General features: G+C 62.8%; 17 protein-coding genes. 10 read left to right on the top strand and 7 right to left on the bottom strand.

Going from position 1 to position 21,346, the window contains the following annotated elements; genetic code table 11:
- On the bottom strand, positions 1–185 hold a 185-nt coding region (locus tag E4K09_RS18070), incomplete at its 3' end, for a hypothetical protein (protein WP_134499186.1).
- A gap of 834 nt (positions 186–1,019) precedes the next feature.
- Here E4K09_RS18070 and E4K09_RS18065 point away from each other — a divergent pair.
- Both E4K09_RS18065 and E4K09_RS18060 read left to right on the top strand, forming a co-directional pair.
- The gene (locus tag E4K09_RS18065) at positions 1,020–1,643 is read left to right on the top strand and encodes a sugar transferase (protein WP_166802388.1); all 624 of its coding nucleotides are present in this window, start codon (positions 1,020–1,022) and stop codon (positions 1,641–1,643) included.
- A 54-nt stretch (positions 1,644–1,697) separates the two neighbouring features.
- Complete coding sequence (locus tag E4K09_RS18060) at positions 1,698–3,215, top strand: lipopolysaccharide biosynthesis protein (protein WP_166802387.1); 1,518 nt, start codon at positions 1,698–1,700, stop codon at positions 3,213–3,215.
- Positions 3,216–3,260: 45 nt separating this feature from the next.
- On the opposite strand, the gene asnB is transcribed toward E4K09_RS18060, so the two are convergent.
- Genes asnB through E4K09_RS18045 form a run of 3 tightly spaced genes read right to left on the bottom strand, consistent with a single transcriptional unit; the run spans position 3,261 to position 7,527 of the window.
- Positions 3,261–5,180 (bottom strand): asparagine synthase (glutamine-hydrolyzing), encoded by a 1,920-nt coding sequence (gene asnB / locus E4K09_RS18055; RefSeq protein ID WP_134499183.1) that lies wholly within the window; start codon positions 5,178–5,180, stop codon positions 3,261–3,263.
- Positions 5,181–5,182: 2 nt separating this feature from the next.
- Positions 5,183–6,331: a glycosyltransferase gene (locus E4K09_RS18050; RefSeq protein ID WP_134499182.1), complete on the bottom strand. Its 1,149-nt coding sequence runs from the start codon at positions 6,329–6,331 to the stop codon at positions 5,183–5,185.
- Positions 6,328–7,527, bottom strand: coding sequence for a glycosyltransferase (locus E4K09_RS18045; protein ID WP_134499181.1), 1,200 nt, complete (start codon positions 7,525–7,527; stop codon positions 6,328–6,330). The genes E4K09_RS18050 and E4K09_RS18045 overlap by 4 nt, the downstream gene beginning before the upstream one ends.
- A gap of 439 nt (positions 7,528–7,966) precedes the next feature.
- Here E4K09_RS18045 and E4K09_RS18040 point away from each other — a divergent pair, with 439 nt between their 5' ends.
- From E4K09_RS18040 to E4K09_RS18025, 4 genes are all read left to right on the top strand, one after another.
- Complete coding sequence (locus E4K09_RS18040; RefSeq protein ID WP_166802386.1) at positions 7,967–9,136, top strand: glycosyltransferase family 2 protein; 1,170 nt, start codon at positions 7,967–7,969, stop codon at positions 9,134–9,136.
- A 67-nt stretch (positions 9,137–9,203) separates the two neighbouring features.
- Positions 9,204–10,421 carry a polysaccharide biosynthesis/export family protein gene (locus E4K09_RS18035; RefSeq protein WP_166802385.1) on the top strand — a complete coding sequence of 406 codons (1,218 nt, stop codon included), beginning with the start codon at positions 9,204–9,206 and terminating at the stop codon, positions 10,419–10,421.
- Between the two features lie 31 nt (positions 10,422–10,452).
- Positions 10,453–11,130 (top strand): tyrosine-protein kinase family protein, encoded by a 678-nt coding sequence (locus E4K09_RS18030; protein ID WP_134499178.1) that lies wholly within the window; start codon positions 10,453–10,455, stop codon positions 11,128–11,130.
- Positions 11,131–11,201: 71 nt separating this feature from the next.
- Positions 11,202–12,095: a class I SAM-dependent methyltransferase gene (locus E4K09_RS18025; RefSeq protein WP_134499177.1), complete on the top strand. Its 894-nt coding sequence runs from the start codon at positions 11,202–11,204 to the stop codon at positions 12,093–12,095.
- Between the two features lie 50 nt (positions 12,096–12,145).
- Here E4K09_RS18025 and E4K09_RS18020 read toward each other — a convergent pair whose 3' ends face one another.
- A complete protein-coding gene (locus E4K09_RS18020) occupies positions 12,146–13,315 on the bottom strand; it encodes a hypothetical protein (RefSeq protein WP_134499176.1) in 1,170 nt (389 codons plus the stop codon).
- 207 nt (positions 13,316–13,522) lie between these two features.
- Between E4K09_RS18020 and E4K09_RS18015 the strand changes: the two genes are divergently transcribed.
- Both E4K09_RS18015 and E4K09_RS18010 read left to right on the top strand, forming a co-directional pair.
- Positions 13,523–14,911 (top strand): O-antigen ligase family protein, encoded by a 1,389-nt coding sequence (locus E4K09_RS18015; protein WP_134499175.1) that lies wholly within the window; start codon positions 13,523–13,525, stop codon positions 14,909–14,911.
- 4 nt (positions 14,912–14,915) lie between these two features.
- Positions 14,916–16,304 carry a GumC domain-containing protein gene (locus E4K09_RS18010; protein WP_134499174.1) on the top strand — a complete coding sequence of 463 codons (1,389 nt, stop codon included), beginning with the start codon at positions 14,916–14,918 and terminating at the stop codon, positions 16,302–16,304.
- A 141-nt stretch (positions 16,305–16,445) separates the two neighbouring features.
- On the opposite strand, the gene E4K09_RS18005 is transcribed toward E4K09_RS18010, so the two are convergent.
- Together E4K09_RS18005 and E4K09_RS18000 are read right to left on the bottom strand one after the other, a co-directional pair.
- The gene (locus E4K09_RS18005) at positions 16,446–17,531 is read right to left on the bottom strand and encodes an NAD-dependent epimerase/dehydratase family protein (RefSeq protein WP_134499173.1); all 1,086 of its coding nucleotides are present in this window, start codon (positions 17,529–17,531) and stop codon (positions 16,446–16,448) included.
- A gap of 79 nt (positions 17,532–17,610) precedes the next feature.
- The gene (locus E4K09_RS18000; protein WP_134499172.1) at positions 17,611–18,972 is read right to left on the bottom strand and encodes a nucleotide sugar dehydrogenase; all 1,362 of its coding nucleotides are present in this window, start codon (positions 18,970–18,972) and stop codon (positions 17,611–17,613) included.
- A gap of 432 nt (positions 18,973–19,404) precedes the next feature.
- Between E4K09_RS18000 and eda the strand changes: the two genes are divergently transcribed.
- Both eda and E4K09_RS17990 read left to right on the top strand, forming a co-directional pair.
- Positions 19,405–20,049: a bifunctional 4-hydroxy-2-oxoglutarate aldolase/2-dehydro-3-deoxy-phosphogluconate aldolase gene (eda, locus tag E4K09_RS17995; protein WP_134499171.1), complete on the top strand. Its 645-nt coding sequence runs from the start codon at positions 19,405–19,407 to the stop codon at positions 20,047–20,049.
- Between the two features lie 60 nt (positions 20,050–20,109).
- On the top strand, positions 20,110–20,928 hold the full coding sequence (locus tag E4K09_RS17990; RefSeq protein ID WP_134499170.1) for a tellurite resistance TerB family protein: 819 nt from the start codon (positions 20,110–20,112) through the stop codon (positions 20,926–20,928).
- Positions 20,929–21,346: the final 418 nt, after the last annotated feature.

Raw genomic sequence — 21,346 nt, 5'->3', positions numbered from 1 at the left:
AAGATCTCGGCGCGGTCGTAGTAATTGGCTTCGTCCCAGGCAGAGCCTTCCAGGCTCCAGTGCTGGGCAGCGTATTTCACGAAATTGGATTCGTAAGTGCTGTACACACCGCCCATCGCCGACACGGTGCCGACGGCAATTTTGGGCGCAAGAAGAGATGCAAGCGAAATCGAAGATGTAGCCATAGGATTTGCCCCAATACTTTGGTGTTTTGGTTTTTAAGATTTTTAATGTTGCATAAGGCGCGCCGCGCCTCAGCTCAAGCTCGGATTACTTGTGTCGACAGCTCCTTTCCAACGAGAATTGAGTGGCGCACTTGTCGGCCAATATGAATAAATCATAGGTGATTAGACGTGAGCCTGTTTAAAAAAGGGTTACGTCTACGTGAAAACTATTAACGCAATAAGATCAATCAGAGTCGATTGATTTGGAATAAAACAACTAGCGTAAAAACTTTGGAACCATTGCTCGCTTTATTCTGGTGAACAAAACTCGCTTGCTCCGGATCTTCGAGCCTAAGCTTGTGGTGGGTTTAGATATATCAAGTATGGCGAAAAAGAGGCTAAGCCTCCAGAGATTGCACCAAGTACGGTAAACGGAAGGGTAACTGGGCTGCTTCTGTCTTATCTTTTGGCCTTGTTCCCAAGGGGGCAGGAGAGCTTCCCTGACATATTGCCGCAGACCCACCTTCTGAACGCCCGGCAAAAGTTCCCTGGCTGTCCGAAAGCGTCAGCGTCTCTTTATTCCCATTGATTTTGCAGTGTTCGCACCCTGTAATCCATAGCACTCAAGACCGGCTAACGGGATAAGGGATGCGCCTCCACGGAGTGCGCTCACGCGGGGAAACCGAAGTCGGACGGCGAAAAAAACAACCAGAACAACCAGAATAGAAAATCAAATCATAACGCCGGACGAGAGACGGGGTGTGCTGAAACTTTGAGGTACAGTCTGTGATAACGAAGTTCTCCGAAAGTATTAAAAATGTATACACTACCCCGGAGAGGGTATGCCTGACAAAAGTGAATGCTGAACAACTTTTGGAGGCGACCGCCTCGCGGAAGCTGTACTGCGCTGCAAAGCGGGCGCTCGACATCCTGTTCGTTCTGCTCGCAGGGCCTGCGGTTCTCCTCGTCATCGCTATCGCCGCGTTGGCGATCCTTTACTGCATGGGAGGCCCGGTTTTCTACGTTCAGGAGCGGATCGGATACAGAGGACGCGTTTTCCGGATCTGGAAGCTAAGAACCATGACGTCCGCGCCGGACAAGGTTGGCGTCGCGACAGCAATCAACGACTGCAGGATTACCCCTCTCGGGCAGTTCTTAAGGACGACTCATCTGGATGAGCTGCCGCAGTTCTGGAATATTCTTTGCGGCGATATGACCCTGATCGGACCCAGGCCTGAGCAGGTTCCGCTGGTGGAAAATTACCGCACCAACCTTCCCTGCTACGACCTGAGGCACCTCGTGCGGCCGGGGCTCACCGGCTGGGCGCAAGTCCGCTACGGCTACGCGGAGACGCTCCACGACACCCGACACAAGCTGGAATACGATCTCTTCTATCTTCTCAATCAAGGGCCCGTGCTCGATCTCTGGATCCTTGCGCTCACCGTCTCGGTTCTACGTGACCCCAAGATGGTTCGCTGATCGTGACGGCCGCACCTGCGGCTTCTGAAAATCACGATGGCGCAAGGGAGGATCATGAGCGTTACGCGTCATAGAGCCATTTTGAACGTGGGGACGACAGCCACCACTGCCGTCCTCCGCGCCCTCGAGGGTCTGTTCACCGTCGCCTATCTGCTCAAGGTTCTGGGGCCTGAGAACTTCGGGATCTGGGCGTTGATCTCGACGATGACGGCCTACCTCATGATCCTTGATCTTGGTGTCGTCGGCGCTCTCGGCAGGCTCCTTGCCGGGTGCAGGGGCGCCGACGACATCGAGGGGTTCAACAGGACCCTGTCGACGGCTCTCACGCTGCTCATCGGAGCGGGGGTCGTCACGTTGATCGCCGCTTTCGGCATATCGCGGATCTTTCCGCTTCTGTTCCAGGTGCCCGACCATCAGCTCGCCGATGTGCAGACTGCGTTGATGATCGCGGGCATCTGGGCCGCGCTATACTTCCCCACGTCGATCTTCGACGTGGTTCTTTGGAGTCATGAACGTTTCGATCTCACCAACCTGATCGAGATGCCGGTCATCGCGCTGCGCCTCGCCCTGATCATCCTGCTGATCCATCAAGGTTCGCCCCTGGCGCATCTGGCGAGCATCGGCCTTGCAGCGAACGTGACGATCGTCCTTCTGACGGCTGCGTGCGCCTGGTGGGTCGAGCCCCGCCTCAGGCCCATTCCAGGCGTCCTGAGCCGCGCTGCCCTCAAGGAGATCTACCCAGTCGGCATCTGGTTCTCCGCGCTCACGGTCGCACGGTCCCTCACCCAGCAGATCGGCCCGACGCTCATCGGGTACAGCCTCGGCAACCGGGCGGTCGCGACCTTCACCATCGCAAGACAGCTCACCACGTACTGCTCCACCGTGCTGCTCTCCCTCACCCAGATCGCGGCGCCCCGGGCCGCGGTCCTGTTCTTCGGTCGCCAGGGCGATGAGCAGAGGACCCTTTTCATCGGCGGGGGACGCGCCGCCATGGCTCTGACGCTGTTCTTCGTAGGCGGCTTCCTGAGCCTGGGCGCCTCATTCATCTCCGTCTGGCAGGGAGGCCGGCAGGACGCTTCGTTCCTGCCTCTCGTGGTGCTCCTGGTCGGCGAGGCCTTTCCCATGGCCCAAGGGGTGACCTACAGCATCCTGACCGCCATGGGCAGGCATCGGACGCTGGCGCGGTTTGCCATCATGGAGGGCCTCTGCACCCTCTGTCTTGCGGCCGTGATGGTGAGGCCCTTCGGAATTCTGGGTGTCTGTTGCGCCATTGCGGTCTCGGCGACAGTTCTGCGCGGTTTTTTCCCCTGGCTGCTCGCCTGCAGATTGCTGAACGTGAGGCCACTCGCCTATCTGCGGGATGCGGTAGCTCCGACCGCCGCCGTCTGGATCGCGGCGGTGCTTGCGGTCTCCCTGACGGCCTATGAGTGGCCGCCGCGCGGATGGGTCTCCCTGATAGGCTATGGGGCTCTCTACGCGGCGCTCTACCTGCCTGCCGGCGCTTTCATCGTCCTGGGTCGGGAAGCCTTCAACCCCGCGCGGAACCTCATCCGCCGCCTGCGGATCACGTAGACACGCCCTGCGGCCGGGACGCGATCTTCGTTCCCGGTCGGATCGTCACTCGGCGGCCTCCAGGGCCGTGCCCGCAGAGGCTGCGCCCGTGCCGCCCGAGCCCAGCCATCGGTCAAGGATCAGCAGGGCGTAGAGCCGCTCCCCGTGGTCGCGGGCTCCCGTCATATGCTCGTGGACCAGCCTGCGGATGCCGTCCGGGTCGAGCAGCCCGAGGCTGCCCAGGCGCTCGCTGCTGGCGAGCGCTTCGATCTGCGGGCGCAGCATGCCGCGAAACCACGGCCCCAGCGGCACCGAGAATCCCCGCTTGGGCCGCTCCACGAGATCGCGCGGCAGGTGCCGCAGCAGCAGGTCGCGCAGGATGCGCTTGCCGCCGCGCCCGTCGAGCAGGTACGCGTCCGGCAGCGAAAGTCCAAACCGGACGACCTCCTGGTCGAGGAGGGGAGCGCGGACCTCGAGACCATGCGCCATGGAGGCCACATCGACCTTCGGCATCAGGTCGTCGGCCAGATAGGTCTCCATGTCCGCGTAGCGCATCCTCCGCAGGGGCGGGCCCGATGCTCGTTCAAACGCCCTGCTGATCAGGTCTTCCGCGCCCCGGCGCCGGAAGTCCTTGCGATAGAGGAAAGCCGCGTCCCGTGCGCCGAACCAGCACCGCAGGGCTGCAAAGCGCGCTCCGAAATCCTCAGCCGCCAGGAAGCCGAGGCCCCGCGCGAGACGTCCGAGGCGATGAGAGGAGCCGAACAGGCCCGAGGCGGTGGATGCCGCGCCTGAGGCCACGCGGACGATCCCGGCCGGGACCTTGTCCGCAAGGGCTCCGAGCCGCGCCGCCGTCCTGTACCATTCATATCCGGCAAAGCCCTCGTCTCCGCCGTCCCCGCCCAATGCGACGGTCACGTGCCTGCGGGCGAGGGCGGAAAGGACCCAGGTCGGCAGCGCGGACGCATCCGCGTAGGGTTCGCCGAAATGGGCTATGGCCTTCGGGATCAGATCGATCAGATTGCTTTCGAGGCGCAGCACATGGTGGCACGCGCCGAGATGGCGCGCGACCTTGGCAGCCTGGGCGCTCTCGTCGAAGCCGCTTTCCCCGAATCCGATGGAGAACGTGTCCACCGGCTCCTGGCTGTGCCGCATGGCGAGCGCCGTCACCAGGCTGGAATCGATGCCGCCGCTGAGCAGGACGCCGAGCGGCACGTCGCTGCGCAGGCGGATCTTCACCGCGGTCTCCAGCAGGCTCTCGAGACGGTTCATGGCCTCGTCATAGGAGCCCTCGAACGGTTCGGTTTCCCTGGCCAGGTCCCAATATCGCCGAAACGCGAGCGATCCCTCCTGCGAGATCATGAGGGTCGAGGCGGGCAGCTTGCGGATGCCGCGATAGATCGTGCGCGGCGCCGGGATATAGCCCAAGGTGAGGTACTGATCGATCGCGTCCTCGTCGATGGGGTAGGATCCGCCGACGCCCTCGCGCAGGGCCCCCATGGACGAGGCGAAGTACAGGCAATCGTCCTCCACCACGAAGAACAGAGGCTTCTTGCCGATGCGGTCCCTCGCGGCGATGAGGACGCCTCTTTCGTCGTCCCAGGCGACGAACGCGAACATGCCTCTCAGGGCCTCCACGCATCCTTCGCCCTCACGGGCGACGAGGCGCAGAAGAACCTCGGTGTCGGAGGACGTGCGGAACGTTTCCCCCTCGCGCGTGAGAGCGTCGCGAAGCTCCAGGTAATTGTAGATCTCGCCGTTGAAGACGATGCCGCATGTGCCGGAGCTGTCGACCATGGGCTGACCGCCTCCGGCGAGGTCGATGACGGACAGACGACGATGGGCGAAACACGCCCGGCCCGAGGGCGATATCCACAATCCTTCGCCGTCGGGTCCGCGATGGGCGAGGAGGCCGGACATCCTTCTCACCGTCTCCGGATCCGGCCGCCCGCCCTCGGTGAGGGCGATTCCTCCCGCGATGCCGCACATGCTCAGGCCTCTCTTCGAATGAGGCTGGCGTGTTGTCCAACAGCCTGCCTGTATAGTTGCTCATAGGCGCGCACCATGGCGGCGTGCCCGAACTCCTTCAGAACCCGCTCTCGCGCGCATCGCGCCATCCGGGCCCGACCCGCCGGATCGATCAGGAGCCTCCGGATGGCCTCCGCCATGGCCGCAGGGTCCCCGGACGGCACGAGCGTCCCGCAGGCTCCGCCGTCGAGCAGCCGGGGGGTCCCGCCCACAGCCGTCGCCACCACGGGAACCCCGCTCGCCATCGCCTCGAGGATGCTGATCGACGTTCCCTCGGACACGGACGGGAGGACGAAGACGTCGAGGTCTCGATAGGCCGGCGCCGTGTCGGCGAGCGTGCCGGCGAGCAGGAGCCTTCCGCCGAGGCCCAGGGTTTCCGCTTGCTCGCGCAGAGAGGCGCTGAGCGGCCCGTCCCCCACCAGGACCAGGTGAATATCCGGGATATGAGGAACCAGGAGCGCCGTCGCCTCAAGGAGAAGGGCGTGGTTCTTGATGGGGTCGAGCCGGGCCACGCAGCCGATGAGGGGGGTTTCCGGCCCGATGCCGAGCGCCTTCCGCAGGATCCCGCTCCTGCGGGTCGGGGCGAAGCGGACCGTGTCGATGCCGTTGATCACCGTGACCACGCGCGAGGCGGGAATCCTCGCCGTGTGGACGAGATGGTCGCGCAGGGAGGCCGACACGGCCACGATAAGATCGGTGCGCAGCCCGGCCCACCAGCGCAGCACGTCCCCGAACCAGGGCTCGTCGATGGAGAACCCGTGAGCCGTATGCACGACCGCCGGCACCCCTGCCGCCCGCGCGGCCAAGGCGGCCTTGGCCCAGACGCCGTTGTGGGCATGGACCACATCGGGCGCCCGCGCGGCGAAGTGGGCCCGCAAGGCCGGATGGGGGCGAACGAGGGGAGACGTTCCGGGACAGGGGACGAGCGTCACCGGGATCCCCTTGCGCCGCAGCCCTTCTGCAAGCTCCCCCTCCTTCTCCAGGCAGGTGATGCCGACCCGATGCCCCCGCGCGGCCAGGGCTTCGGCCAGGGCCGCCGTCATCGTTTCCATCCCGCCGGTCTCGAGCGAGGGAAGAATCATCTCCACCGCGATGGCGGCGCCTGCTCTCATGGCGCCGCCGCCGGTGCTGCTGCGCCGCAAGGCACCGGGGCGAGCAGGTCGGGCCGCATTTCAGCATACAGCGCCAAATGGGCTGCCACGCGACGCTCCACCGAGAAGCGCTTGATCGCCTCCGCTCGGGCGGCCACAGCCTCCGGCTCTCGCCCGCGGGTGAGAGCCGCCTCGATGCCCTGGACCAGCGCGTCGACCTCCCCTGGTTGAACGAGCTCACCGGATCCGGGAACGGCCAGCACGTCCGGCACCGACCCTGCCGCGGTGGCGACCACCGGGACGTCTGCCCGCATCGCTTCGAGGAGCACGTTCGGTAGCCCCTCGCGGCTCGGCCGCGACGGCAGGACGACCACATCGACCTCCGAATAGAGCGATGCCACGTTCTGGACCAGTCCAAGGAAGTGAACACGGTCCTGAACCCCGAGAGCCGCCGCCTGCCGTTCGAGCGCATCACGCTCCTGGCCATCGCCGGCCACCACCAACGAGATAGGCCGTCCGGCCGCCGCCAGGCGAGCGACGGCCTCGATCAGGAGGTCGAGCCCTTTCTCGGGGCTGAGCCGGGATACCGCCGCGATGAGAGGCTGGCCGCCCTGGCGGAGATGGCCGAGCCGGACGGGCTCTCCGTCCGGTGGGATCGGAAAGGAGGCGTTGTGGATCAGCCTGACCCGCTCCGCGACGTCCCTGAACGCGTTGCGGTTCTCTTCGGAGAGAACGACGAGCCGGTCCGCCCGCCGCAGCAGCGCTCTGTCGATCACGTTGTAGAACTGGACCTTCCAGTTTTCGTCCGTGGATCCGTGGAAGAATGCGACCCATGGAACCTTAAGGCCCGCGAGCCGCAGCAGGAAAGCGAGCGTGGTCATGCGATAACCGTGGGTCTGCACGATGTCCGGTTTCCATGCTGCCAAGGCTTGGCGGAGGCGGCCGGGAAGAGCAACGTCCAAGGGGCCGCTGTCGGGAATGACCTCATAGGGAACGCCGGCGCGTTCGAGATAGGCGATGAAGGGTGATGGGGGGCGGCCCGAGCGCTGGAACATGAAGACGCGAAGCTCTACCCCCTGTGCTTCGAGAGCCTTGGAGAGCGCGCAGATCTGACGTCCGGGCCCCGAGACGATCCAGGTGTCCATGACGGCGGCGACGCGCAGGCGGGGAGCGCTCGGCCCGCGCGGGGCAATCGTTGGAGCAGTCTCAAATTGCATCGTCCAGCTTCTCCTTAATCGCGTCACCGGTGCATGCACCGCGACAAGCAATTCGCTGATCCCCTCGGTCGTGAGCGACGGCACTCGAACCGAGCCTGCGGGGCCGAATCTCCGTTACGGTGGCGATGAGACCATCACAGCATGGCGTCGGCCGGGGTCCGCGAAACCGGGACGGAGCGCCTGCGGGTGTTTCGTCTGCAATCATGTTTGACGGAATGTCTCCGGTGTAGTCGCTGCCCGCATCCGACCTTGTCTGCATGGACACACGGCGAGCGGATGCCAGCGTGCCTCGCCCAAGGTTACAGACCATGGCTGTTCAACATGTCACAGATTATAATGTCTTGGGCTTGGACTTGTCGCAGGGTCGATGCTGGCGATTGCGAGTATCTTGTCCCCGCGCCAGCCGGGCCTATGTCGCTTGTCTGCTATAGGGCAAGCAATGATCGACGTGGTCTTCTGGATATCCGCTGTTCTGATCCTGTATCACCATCTTGGGTATCCGATTGCGCTCCGTGCCATCGCAGCGCGGCTCAGTCGCCGATCTGTTCGCTCTGATCCCGAGCTCGCCGTCCCGCCAGAGGTCACGATCATTATCCCGGCCCACAACGAAGAGGCCGTGATCGCCGCCAAGATCCGCAATCTCGCGATGCTCGATTATCCGCGCGGCAGGCTGAGTGTCGTGCTGGCGCTGGATGGCTGCACCGACGGAACGGCTGCGATTGCGCGAGGGCTCCTGGGAGAGATCGACGGTTTGAACCTGCAGATCGTCGAGTACCCGTCCAACATCGGCAAGGTCGCCGTACTGAACGATCAGATCGCCAGGGTGGCGTCCGGCATCGTTGCGCTCAGCGACACGTCTTCGCTCCTCGATCCGGATGCCCTCATCCGAGCGGTTCGCCATTTCGGTCTCCCGTCCGTCGGTGTGGTCTGCCCGACTTACGCGCTCATTCGCCCGGGAAGCGAAGGGGAGCGAGCCTATTGGGATTATCAGACCCGCGTGAAGGCCGCGGAAGGCGCGGTCGGTGCGCCGATGGGCGCACACGGAGCCTTCTATCTCTTTCGGCGGGAGCTTTGGGAGCCTTTGGAGCAGGATACGATCAACGACGACTTCATCCTGCCGATGAGGATCGTGCAGCGCGGATACGATGCGGTCTACGATCCGCAGATCGTCGCAACGGAACTTGAGACCAGCACGGCCCGCCAGGACTTCCGCCGCCGCATCAGGATTGGCGCGGGCAATCTCCAGCAGGTGCTGCGTGTCGGCGGTCTTGCCAATCCGATGCGCCCTGGGGTCGCGTTCGTCTTTCTCTCCGGCAAAGCCCTGCGCGCCTTCATCCCTTTCCTTTTGTTGATCAACGCCGCTTCTCTTCCGTTTCTCGCCGTGCAGGAAGGAGGGATTTACCTCTATGCTCTTGCATCAGAGGTTTTCGTTGGGCTGACGGCACTCGCGGGTTATTTCGGAGTACCTCGTACGTTGCCTCGCCAAGCTCGGTGGGCTGCCTATTTCCTCCAAGGGCATGTGGCAGGATTCATCGGAGCCTTGATTCTGCTTGGCGGCCTGCGGGGGCATGCGTGGAAGCTCTCCGCTGCAGCCAAGGCCAAGGCTTGAACGGTGAGACCTAAATTACTGTCCCTGACGATGATAGCCTTTGACGCTACATACCATGAGTGACCGCATGCGCAGCCTGCCTCTTCTCGCACTTTTGGCGTGCCTCTCCGGCCCGGCATTCGCGCAATCCGCGCCTGGGCCCGATCCGGCTCCGGAACAACGCGGCAGCGATCTCGCCAATGCCGAAAAACTCACCCTGAGATTTCCCGGCAGTCAGGAAATGACCGGGGACTACCGGATCGGCGAGGACGGCACGATCTCGGTTCCAATCCTGGGCCGCATGTCGGTGGGCGGATTCTCAACGGCGCAACTCGAGGAAGCCCTCTCCAGACGCTTGGAGCAGATGACCGGGCGGTCCAATTCCGTCACGGTTGAGGTCGCCGCCTACAGGCCCGTGTTCGTAACGGGTCTCGTGACACGGTCCGGGGCGGTTCCCTGGCATCCAGGCATGACAGTTCTGCAGGCGGTCGCCTTGTCGGGTGGGCTGTTTCGCCCGACGGGTCCGAATATCGGAGGGCCGGCTGCCGGCGAGGCAGAGATGGCCCGGTACCGCCGCGCCACGGAGGATCGGAAGCGGGCGCTTGCGGCTCTCGCCCGCCTGCAGGCTGAGCGCCAGGATTCAACCGAGATCCAAATCCCGCCGGCTCTCGTCGCCATCGCGGGTCAGCAGGAAGCGGAGGGGTTGATTGCAGCCCAGAAAACCCTGCTGCTCAGTCGGCAGAAATCGCTCACGAACCAGCTGGCATCACTCAAACGCGGCATGGAGCTCGCGGCCCAGGAACTCGATGGCCTGCGCGAGCAGAGCCAGCGCGTTTCCGAGCAGCTCAAGATGCGGCGTGATTCACGCGCGCGCCTCGGCGAGTTGCAGCAGAAGGGGATCGTGATTGCCCAGCGCGCCTTTGAGGAGGATCTGAAAGTGTCCGAACTGGAGGAGAAGACCGCGAATGTGGCGGTCTCGACCGCCCGCGTTCAGGCGACGGTCGCTGCCCTGCAGCGGGACACGGTCGCGCTCACGGAAGAGCGCAGGGCCTCCGTAGAGGCTGAGATCGACCGCCTGCAGAAAGAGGTTGCCCAGCTGGCCGACGAGGCGGCTTCCGCCCGTCAGTCATACAACGCCATCGCGGGCGCCTCCCTCGACGCGCAGCGCGGCGATAGAACCGAAATCGTTTATGCGGTGGTCCGCCGCGAGGGGACGGGTGAGACGACGGAGAGGGCCGCCCAATCGACTTTGTTGAAGCCTGGGGATGTGCTGGTCGTATCCCAGGATCTCAGAAGCGGAGGATGATAAAGGGCGCGGCCCTTCGTCAGGAGAGAACATGGACGATGCCTACATGCGAGCCGCAGAACAGGCCATCCTCGCGCTGAGGAGGGCCGAAGTGCGCACGATCGCTTTTGCGGCCCCCGAGCCTGGGTCCGGCACCAGCGCCTTCGCGGCTCTTGCCGCGAGCGTTCTGGCAAGGTCGGGACAGCCGACGCTTTTGGTCGACATCTCCAGGACGCCGCAGGATCCAACCGGCGGTATGGCCTGGATCCCTGGTCAGGAAGAAGCGAAGCTCAAGACCACCCGAACACGGGCCGACTTTGCTCGACTTGTCGTCCAGACCGGCGCGGATGTGCGGTTCTTCTTCGACAATGCGGAGTGGTTCAGGAACGTGCTCGAAAGCGATCTGTCGTCCTACGACTATATCGTCTTGGATCTCGCGCCTCTGTTCGACAGGCCGGACGACACAGTCAATCCGCTTGCCGTGGCAGCCGCCTGTGATGCTCTTGTTCTGGTCTGCCGAAGAGGGGGGCTTACCAAGGAGAGGCTCAGGAGCGCCGTCGATATGGCCCGTACGACAGGGGCCAGGCCTTTCGGCATCCTGATGACGCAGGGCGGCTACACCTCGCCCGGGGAGGAGATCGCCCGCAGCGTACGAAAGCTGCTCTTCTTCGCGCCCTGGCTCGCAAAGCGGATCGGACGAAGAGCGAGAGCAAGCGAGCTCCTGGATTGACCGCGCTTAGGAGCGCTGGGCAATTCACTGACTGAGTTTCCTGGGACGAAAACGTATGAGGTTTGCGGATCATGCGCCAGAGCGTCGACTTCAACCGAGTCCTTGAGCAGAACCGCCGGTTCCACGACGAGGTCGAGGCCGAGGTCTATGACAACCGGATGGGTATCATCAACGATGCCTTCACCACCCAGCAGATGATCGCGGAACTCGAACGCGTGCTGGGCCGTCCGCTCCCCAGCGGCGGCACAGTTGTCGATGTGGGCGCCGGGACCGGCAACGTCGCGGTCAAGCTCGCCATGAGCGGACGGTTCGATCGCATTATCGCGGCCGATATCAGCACGGGCATGCTCGCGCAGGCGCAGGAGAATGCGCGTAACGTCGGCTGCAGCATCGAAACCGTTCAGACCGACATGGTGCGCTTGCCCTTCGAGGATGGAACGATCGATCTCGTCGTCGGCTGCGCCGTGCTTCATCATCTGCCCGATCCCGTGAGCTTCATGGCCGAGGTCAGACGGGTTTTGAAGCCGGGTGGTTCCTGCATCTTCATCGGGGAGCCCTCCAGATGGGGTCTCGCCATCATCGAGACGCTCAAACTGCCGCTTGTCGCCGCAAACAGGGTTTACAAGCGCGTCAGCGGGCGGCCCGGGATTCAGTGGGAGCACGACAACATCGACGTCCATACCTTTTCGGTCGGCGACGTCATGCGGATGACGGCAGGCTACGAGAACGTGCGCTTGGTGCCCGAAGGTTTTCTGGAGACAGTGCTCGACCAGTCCTTCTTCACGGCAATCCGCTACATGCAGGGGAGTGTTCCGGGGGTGACCCCTGCCGTGACGGTCATCCGTCGGGCTTGCCGCGTCCTCGATCAGACCCTGCTCAACCGGGTTGTTCCGAGAAACCTTCGCACGGACATGAAGTTTTCTGCAGCCAAGCCCAAGTCGACGGAGGCCGGTTCCGTCGATTGAGATCGCGGGCCAAAAGGGCACTCGAACCTGCGGCCCTCATGAACGATGCGCTAGCGTTTTCCTTCGCCCTGCTTGCGGAAGGCCGCATATTTATAGGATGTGGTATAGGCCTGGTTGAACTGCTTGCTGCCCTCGAGCCATGCTCCCTTGACGGCTCCCGCAAGCACCGCGTCACCCCTGTCCCGGTAGGTCTTGTCGCCGGTCTGTCGATAGACCCAGCCGAAGCCGCTCACGATGAGGTTGTTCAGGTCTGGCGCCGGATCCGTGCTGTTGTCTTCGTTGTCCAAGCAGGATCCTTCGAGATAGACGAAAGCCTGAGCCTTCGGGTCCCAGTTCTTGTCCCAGAGATAATCCAAGGCCTGCTTCACGGCCGCGAGGATGCGGGGGGACGCTTCGAACTGGTCATGGTATTGAATCAGGGCATCATTCAAAATTCCCACCATGAAGGGCAGGTTGTAGCCGCATTGGATCTGCTTGAAGCGGTAGGCTCCTTCCGGTGACTGGCTGGAGAGGATACGCTCCAACGCCAGCCGAAGCAGGCGCGCCCAATCATTGCCGCCGGGAATTCCCCAATCCGATCCGTCCGGCTGCTTGTCCGGAATGCCGAGGCTTGGAGCGCCGATCTGCCAGGCGAGCAGGAGGGCTTCGAGGGTGCGGGCCTGGATACGGTTGTCCATCTCGCCAGCGAGGTCTGCAAGTTCTGCTATGTTGTCCGGAAGGGAGAACAAGTCGGCGACGCGACCCACCGCCTCGCCACTCAAGATGTCGCCCGTCACCAGGCAATGCAGGGCAAGACCCGCCATCTGCGACCAGTGGGCGCTCGGACGAAAGCCGTTTGCCTCGATGTAGTTGCGCCGGTAGTCGACGGCGATCTCGTTGGCGCGCTTCAGGAAAGCATCATTTCCCGTCCGCGCCCACCAGACATAGAAGATTTTTGCCCTGTCATAATAGTTCGCAGCTTCCCAGCCGGCTCCGTCAGACCGCCAGTGGCGCTCTGCAAAGGCTTGAAACTCCCTCTCATATTGCTCGAATGCCGGGCCCAGCGAGGCAGCCTCCTGGACTGGAAGTGCAGGGCCTACAAGGCGAAGGATGAGCTCCCGCGCCTCCTGGGCTGGCCGTGGAGCCGCTCCATTCCGTGCGCATCCTTGGGAGCTGATTGGGGCCTTGGTTTCGGCCGCCGACGGTCCGATCCCCGCGCACAGGAGCGTCGCAACGGCCACGATTGCGATCTTGATGCTGCGTCTACCTCTTATTGGTGATGTGGGCCGACGCATAAGGCCAATAATCGTTACGATCTTGGCGCGGAAGCCGTTTCCCTTATATGCCATCAGGAATCTATCCAGCCTATGAGCGGGTACGTTTATGCGGTTCTACTTTGAATTGACCGGCAACATGTCAAGCCTGTTGCCGCCTGCTATGAGGTAGGAATGTCGGTTGTCGTCCGTCATTGGCAGGTGACCGCCGCCTTCTTGGCGTGCGCGGCAGCGTCCCTGCCATGGCTTGTGACCTCATCGCCGGTTGCGCCTCTGGCCGTTGCCGGAGGATGTGTGGCTCTGCTGATCGCCATTCATCGGCCTCTCCTGGTCTGCATCGGGTTCGTGGCGTTTTCGCTGATGCGTCTGCACGAAGCCTATCCGTGGCTGATGCCGCTGCAGCCGCTGCTAGGCTTGGCAGTCCTTACGGCCATCGCCCTGTTCTGCAATGCCCTCACGGGCCGCATCAGGATCGCATGGCCTGCCGAGATCCGGCTCTTCATAGCCTTTTTCAGTCTCGTCACCATCGGCAGCGTCTTCGCCGTGAGCCCAGGTCTCTCCTTCGCTTACTGGAACGATGTCTTCGTCAAGATCGGCCTGATGACGCTGGCTTTGGCGTGGCTTCCCCGAACGGAGGACGACTTCCATCTCATCGCGCGCGTCATCGCTGTCAGCGGCCTCCTCGTCGCTGCCGTTGCGATCAGCAACAAACTCAACGGCATCGATCTTGTCGAGGGGACCCGCGTCACCGTCGGTCTGAGAATAAAGTCGATCCTGTCCGATCCGAACGACCTTGCCTTCCTGCTTCTGACGACACTGAGCTTGTCGATCGCTCTATTGACCGGCGGAACCGGCTGGACGAACAGGTTCATCGGCGCCGTCTGCGTGCCGGCGGTGCTCGTCGCCATCGTTTACACGCAAAGCCGGGGAGCGGTGCTCGGAGTGCTCACCGTCTTCGCCGTCTACGGGCTGCGTTTCGTGCGCTCGCGAACGGTTCTCGTCATCATCTGCCTCGCCGGAGCAACGGCTCTCTACCTCGCCATGGGGATCTCCGAGCGCATGTCGAAGGTCGCTTCGCCCCAAGGCCTCGACGCTTCAGCCGCAGGTCGACTGGAGTTCTGGATCACCGCGTTGAAAGCCGCCGCCGTGCGCCCCTTGACCGGGGTCGGCCTCGCGAACTTTTCGTGGTTCAATTATCTCCAGACCGGTCAGTACATGACCACTCACAACACGTGGCTGCAGGTTCTCGCCGAAACCGGAATTCCTGGCCTGACCCTGTTCGTGCTGATGGTGGCCCGCGCGTTCCGCAGCAGCTTGCGGGCGCACCGCCTCTTGAGCGCCGCAGAAGCCCGCTCTCCCGTCCAGCCGGTCGCGTATGGCCTTGTCGCCGCCATCGCGGGGTATTGCACCGCAGGGCTCTTCCTGTCGCAGGGGTTCACTTGGCCGATCTACGTCATGATCGCTCTCGCTGCCGCAATTGGCCGCTACGTCGACGACAATACCCAATTGAGGCGCGGTATCCCGGAAGGCGCGCCTTCCAACATGGTTTCATATAGAGGATGACTGGATGCACTATGTGACAAAGGTCCAAGGTGGAAGGTCGGACGGGAGGGTGGCGGCGCTTGCTGGGCCGTCCGCTACCACGGATTCCCCTAAGCGCGTGACGCGGGTCATCCGTGACCTCGTGCAGGGGGCGTGGCGCCGGCGCCTGCTGATCGTGCTACCTATCCTTCTGATGCTCCCCGTCAGCATCGCGGCCGCGTACATCCTGCCCAAGGCGTATATCGCGCGTTCGCTCATGCAGCTGCAGGAAGCCGGACGTGAAAATCCGTTCTCGCGCGAGGGAGATCAAGCCGGGATGATCTACCGTGTCCAGGAGCGTTTCGAAGGATTGCGGGCGCTCTTCATGAGCGAGAGTGTTCTGGCCAGGGCTCTCGGTGAAAAGATCGATCATCTTCCGCCTGCGGAGCGCGAGGCCAGAATCGGCGAATTGCGCCAAGCGCTGTCCCTCGATCTCATCGGAGGCGACTTCATCGAAGTGAAGCTGGCGGGCGCGAAACCCGAGGGTCTCGGCAGGACCCTAGAGGCGGTGATGGCCAGCTTCCTGGAGGCTCTCGTTCCGGAGCAGGGCGGCGCGACGGCCGCACAGCTCATGGTGAACGCCCGCCGCCAGGAACTGGATGCACTGACGCGCTCACGGGACGATGCTCAGCGCGAGCTCGCCACCCTTCTTCCCAACGGCACCGACGATGCCGCACGGGAGCTTGCCACCCTTGAAATGAACCGTCGCGGCAAAGGAGACACACTCGCTCGTGTTGACACGGAGATCACCCGCCTGCGCGAGCTGCTCGGCAACCCGAACGACAAGCAACTGGAGCAGGACATCGCGGCTCTGCCCGCCCGCTCAGACCAGTCCGTGGACGAGCGCACTCGGAATCTTGCAGCTCTCAAGTCGCTGTTGTCCCTTCGCCAGAAACTCTCTGCGGAAGCACAAAACCTCGGGGCGGATGCGAATGCCCTGAATCAACGCCTGACCCGCTTCCGCGATCTCCAGGAGCGGCTGGCCGGCCTGGACAAGGAGATCGCCTCCGCACGGGAGAGCTACGAGAGCTACCAGAAGCGCTTCTCGAGCAGCAATGCCGTGCGAAGCGTCGGTATTCTCAAGGCTCCGGAGCTGATCCGGATCGTCGATCCTCCGCGGGACCCCGCAACCGCGAGCCGCTCCCGCGTCATGTATTTCCTCTCCGGCATCATGGCCGGCGGCCTTCTCGGCCTCGGCCTCGCTTTCGCGGCTGAAAGGCTCGATCAGCGCATTCGGCACGCGGACGAGGCTTCCGAGGCCACTGGCCTTCCTGTTTTGGCTGTCGTGCGTGATCGGGACGGCGGCACCGAGCACATGAGGAGCCGATCGATCGGAGACGGCAAGCCGCCCGGTCTCTCTGCTGCGGCAAGTTGATCATCCCGGTCGCGGGTTTTCCAAGCTCCAGTGATCTGTCTTCCACATGACAGGTCAGCGGAGACGGTGATCATGGCACACAGGTGCCTGGATGCGGCAGCATGCCCTACGCCTTTGTTTGATGTCTGAGAACCCTCCAGCTCACGTGCTGGAGGGTTGCTGGCGGACGAAGGTCACATACCAGTCTAGGGCGCTGTCGAGGCCTTGGCGTACATTGAACTGAGGGGCATATCCAAGGAGCCGGCGGGCCTTACTGATATCGGCCTGGGAGTGGAGGACGTCGCCTGTCCTGAATTCCCGGTAGAAGGGCTTTTCTTGCTTGACCCGCACCTGTCGAATTTCGAGAAGCTCCCGAATCAGCCCATACAGCTCGTTCAATGTCGTTCTATCGCCGACGGCGACATTGTAGACCTGGTTGACGGCATCCTCCGCATCCGTCGTCGCAGCGAGGATATTGGCCTGCACGGCATTCTCCACGAAACAGAAGTCGCGGCTGGTTGTGCCGTCACCATTGATGAACACGTCATCCCTGCCGATCATCGCCGCGACCCACTTTGGGATGACGGCCGCGTAGGCCCCTTCGGGGTCTTGCCGCTTTCCGAACACGTTGAAATATCTGAGGCCGACATAACTCGTCCCATACGTCTTCGCGAAGACATCGGCATAAAGCTCGTTGACGTATTTCGTGATGGCATAGGGAGATAAGGGCTTGCCTATGGTATCCTCAACTTTTGGAAGACCAGGATGATCGCCATAGGTTGAACTGCTGGCGGCGTACACGAATCGCTTGACCTTGGCGTCTCGTGCCGCAACGAGCATGTTGAGAAAGCCGTCGATGTTGTTCGCATTCGTAAAGAGAGGGTCCTTGATTGATCTCGGAACGCTGCCTATCGCGGCCTGATGCAGAACATAATCGATTGTCGGATTGGCCTCATCGCGAGGGCCCCTTACGCCACCTGCCTGCATGGCGATTTGGCAAGTTTGCAGGTCCCGAATATCGCCCTCGATGAAATGAAACCGGCTCCAGGCTTCTGGCGAAACTGAAGCATGCACTTCGTCCAGATTGCGCCGATGACCCGTTGCGAAGTTATCCAGGCCGACGACGTACTGCCCTAAATTCAGGAGCCTCTCCAAGAGATTGCTGCCGATGAAGCCGGCAACGCCGGTCACGAGCCACGTTTTGGGAGATCTCAGAAGATGATCGCACCGCGCCTGATATGCATTCATACGATGGCTGCTCCTACTCGATGCCCTGCAAAGAAAGGGGATTCTCCGGTTCCACGAATTGCTGCGGCCCGGGGGCTCTTCAGGCCTTGATCACGCGATCGCTGGTGATGCCTGATTTCGCGAAGACATTGCGTGTATCGATGATGAGCCGCGCGTGCTCGACCACGAGGCGGTAGTCGACCTGGTCGTGATCGGTTGCGATCACGATGGCGTCGTAAGCGCTTAAGGTGCTTGGGGACAGGTCGATGGAGCGGCGTCCCACAAGGGGACTGTGCTTGCGTGTCAGTGGCAGCTCCGGAATGTAGGGATCGTGGTAATCCACCTGTGCCCCCCGGGTCTCGATCAGCTCAATGAGCTTGAGGGACGGGCTTTCGCGAATGTCGTCCACGTTCTTCTTGTACGCCACGCCCAGGATCAGAACCCGCGATCTGCTGAACGGCCGCCCGCTTCGGTCCACCGCCTCGGCCAGCCTCTCCACCACGTAGGAGGGCATATGGGCGTTCACCTGGCCGGCGAGCTCGATGAAGCGGGTCGTGATGTCGTATTCCCTGGCCTTCCAGGTGAGATAGAACGGATCAACCGGAATGCAGTGCCCGCCGAGACCGGGCCCGGGATAGAATGGCATGAAGCCGAAGGGCTTGGTCTTGGCGGCGTCGATGACCTCCCACACGTCGATGCCCATGGCGGCATAGACCACCTTCAGCTCGTTCGCGAGGGCGATGTTGACCGCCCGGAAGATGTTTTCCGTCAGCTTCACGGCCTCGGCCGTCGCCGTCGAGGAGACCGGCACGGTCTTGACCACGAGCTGGCTGTAGAGCGCATCCGCCAGCGCCAGCGCCTCGGGGCCGTCGCCTCCCACGACCTTCGGGATCGACGAGGTGCCGAAATCCGGGTTGCCGGGATCCTCCCGCTCCGGCGAGAAAGCCAGGAAGAAGTCCCGTCCGCTCCTCAGCCCTGTCGCCTCGAAGATCGGCTTAAGCACTTCGTCCGTGGTGCCCGGATAGGTCGTGGATTCGAGAACGATGAGCTGCCCCTTGCGAAGGCGCGGCGCGATGGCGCGAGCGGTGTTCTCCACATAGGACAGGTCCGGCTCCCGGTGCTTGGTGAGCGGCGTCGGAACGCAGATCAGAATGGCGTCCGGCTCCGCCAAGCGGCTGAAATCATCTGTGGCCTCCAGGCGTTTCTCGGCAATGGCGGCTGCAACAGCCTGCGGGGGAATGTGCTTGATGTAGCTCTCGCCCTGGTTGATCCGCTCCACGTAGGAGGCATTGATGTCGAAGCCGAGGACGCTGAATCCGGCCTTCGCGGCAACGAGTGCGAGCGGCAGGCCCACATAGCCCATGCCGACGATGCCGACCCTCGCTTGCCGCCCCTCGAAACGCGCCAGCAGATCGCTGGTAGTGATGGTGTGCTTCGCCTGTAAAAGCTGATCGGCCGGCATTTTGGCTCCGACTAACGTTTTCAACGGGTTCGGAGTTGGTACCTAGTTCAGCATGGAAAGCGCCCCATTCTTCTTAATATCTTTAAAGAATGGAATTTCGGAGTAGGGCATCCTTCCTCAAGAGTGGCAGGGTCTATGGTCCTGTTTTAGGGCCCTGCTATCCTGCGCAGGGCGCAGGTGATCGGGCTTGTCGGCTCACGCGAGCAGCCAACGATCGACGTGTAACTTTATATTCTAGTTTCGGCATTAAGGTTGGGTTGGGCGGCCTCGGGGACCGGTAAACCGAGCTTGGCGCTTTCGGCGCCCAAGCGAAAGCGCCTCAGAAAGCGCCTCAGAACGCTCCGGCATTTCGTGGACGGCACCTTGGCAGACATGTTGCCAGGGTCTAAAACCGCCCTCGATCCGTCGGCGCGGAACAGAGAGGGCAGCGGCATGGCATCTGAGGCGAATGTTCTTCGGGATTATCTGCGTCTCGCGCCCGTCATTCCGGTGGTCACCATCGACGATGCGCGGATCAGCATCGACCTGGCCCATACCCTGGTTCGCGCTGGACTGCCCGTCATCGAGGTGACACTCAGGACGCCGGCCGCACTGGATGCGATCAGCGCCATTGCGAAGGCCGTTCCCGAAGCGGTCGTTGCGGCCGGCACCGTGCTGTCGAGAACTCAGATCGAAGAAGTTGTCGATGCAGGAGCCAAGTTCATCGTCACTCCGGGAACCTCGCTGAAGCTGGCGGAGCACCTGCGCGAGGCGGAGATCCCTGCCATGCCCGGCTGCGCCACCGTGTCGGAGGCCATGACTCTGGCCGAAATGGGCTTCCGGGCTCTGAAATTCTTCCCGGCCGCGGCATCCGGCGGCCCGGCTTGGCTGAAATCGATCCATGGGCCTCTCCCGGATCTCGTGTTCTGCCCCACCGGCGGCATCGACCGCACGAGCGCAGCCTCTTATCTCTCTCTCCCGAACGTTGCCTGTGTGGGCGGCACGTGGGTGACGCCCGCCGCGGCGATGAAGAACGGAGACCTCGCCGAGATCGGGCGTCTTGCCGCCGACGCAGCCCCCTTGCGCCGAGAAACCTGAACCATTCTCCGAGACCTCCGTTGTGTTCTTGCTTTGGCATTGAACCGGCAGGAGGAGCCCATGGTCGACTACAGAAAGCTGTTGGACGCGTTCGTCGGGGCGATCGGCCGCGCCGAGCCGGATCAGGGACGCCAGGGCTCCTCCGTCATCCGGGACGCAGGGCAGAAACCGCCGGAGAGAAGCCTGACGCAGCTTACCGGTCAATCGCCCGATCAACTCCTGCAAAAGGCGAAGGATCTGGCGGCTCAGCATCCGGGCGTGGCTCAGGCGGCCCTCATCGGCCTGGCTGGTCTCCTGTTCGGGCGGCGCAAGAAGGGCAAGCTCACGGGCAATCTCGTGAAGCTCGGTGGTCTGGCGGTCATCGGGGGGCTGGCCTACCGGGCATATCAGAAGCAGCAAGGCAGCGTGGTCGCTGCTCAGCCTGAAGGTCATGCCCCGGGCGAGGGCGACAGGGCCGATGGCGGGGCCGTGGCCCAAGCAGCGCTCAGCCTTCCCGAGACGTCGCGCTTCCATCCCGTTTCGCAGACCGAGGACGACGCCCTGCTCTTCCTGAGAACCATGGTCGCCGCCGCGGCATCCGACGGCAGGATCGACGAGGCCGAGCGCGCTCGCATCGTCAAAGGGCTTGTCGAGGCCGGCATCGATCCCCAGGCCAGTCGCTGGCTGGAGCGGGAGATGGCGTCGCCCGCGGACGTGGAGGAGCTGGCCGCCAACGTCAACGACCCCGAGAAGGCCGCACAGGTGTATGCGGCTGCCCGCATCGCGATCGATCCCGACACGATTCAGGAGCGTGAATTCCTTCACCAGCTAGCCGAGGCCCTTGATCTGGATCCGGCGACCCGGACCCAGATCGACGAGACGGCGAGCGCCCTGGGCTGACCTGCCGCCAAGCCCAGGTGCTTGATTGGAGACCATATTCCAGGAATGTGGTCCGGAACCGGGGTCGAGGTGAACCCCGGCACAGCCGCCCGTAGTAATGTTTCACGCATTGATTTGTATGATTAATCCAAAGTCGCCTTGCGTTGCGAGCCATTTCGCTTTCGAGTGCTTGCCGAAAGATTCGAAAAACGCAGGCAGATTCCGCTGCATTCATTGGACGCGGAATCGGCTCTGCACCACATATGGCCGCAGCGCCTGACACATCTGAGAGGATCCAAGAATGGCTGACAGGCCCCATCGCCGCTCTCCCGATCAGCTTCGCTCCCGGCTCTGGTTTGACAACCCGGACAATCCCGGCATGACGGCGCTTTATCTTGAGCGCTATCTGAACTTCGGTCTGACCGGCAAGGAGCTGCAG

Source organism: Microvirga pakistanensis (assembly GCF_004458765.1).
GTDB lineage: Bacteria > Pseudomonadota > Alphaproteobacteria > Rhizobiales > Beijerinckiaceae > Microvirga > Microvirga pakistanensis.
This window is presented reverse-complemented; position numbering and strand designations above follow the sequence as displayed.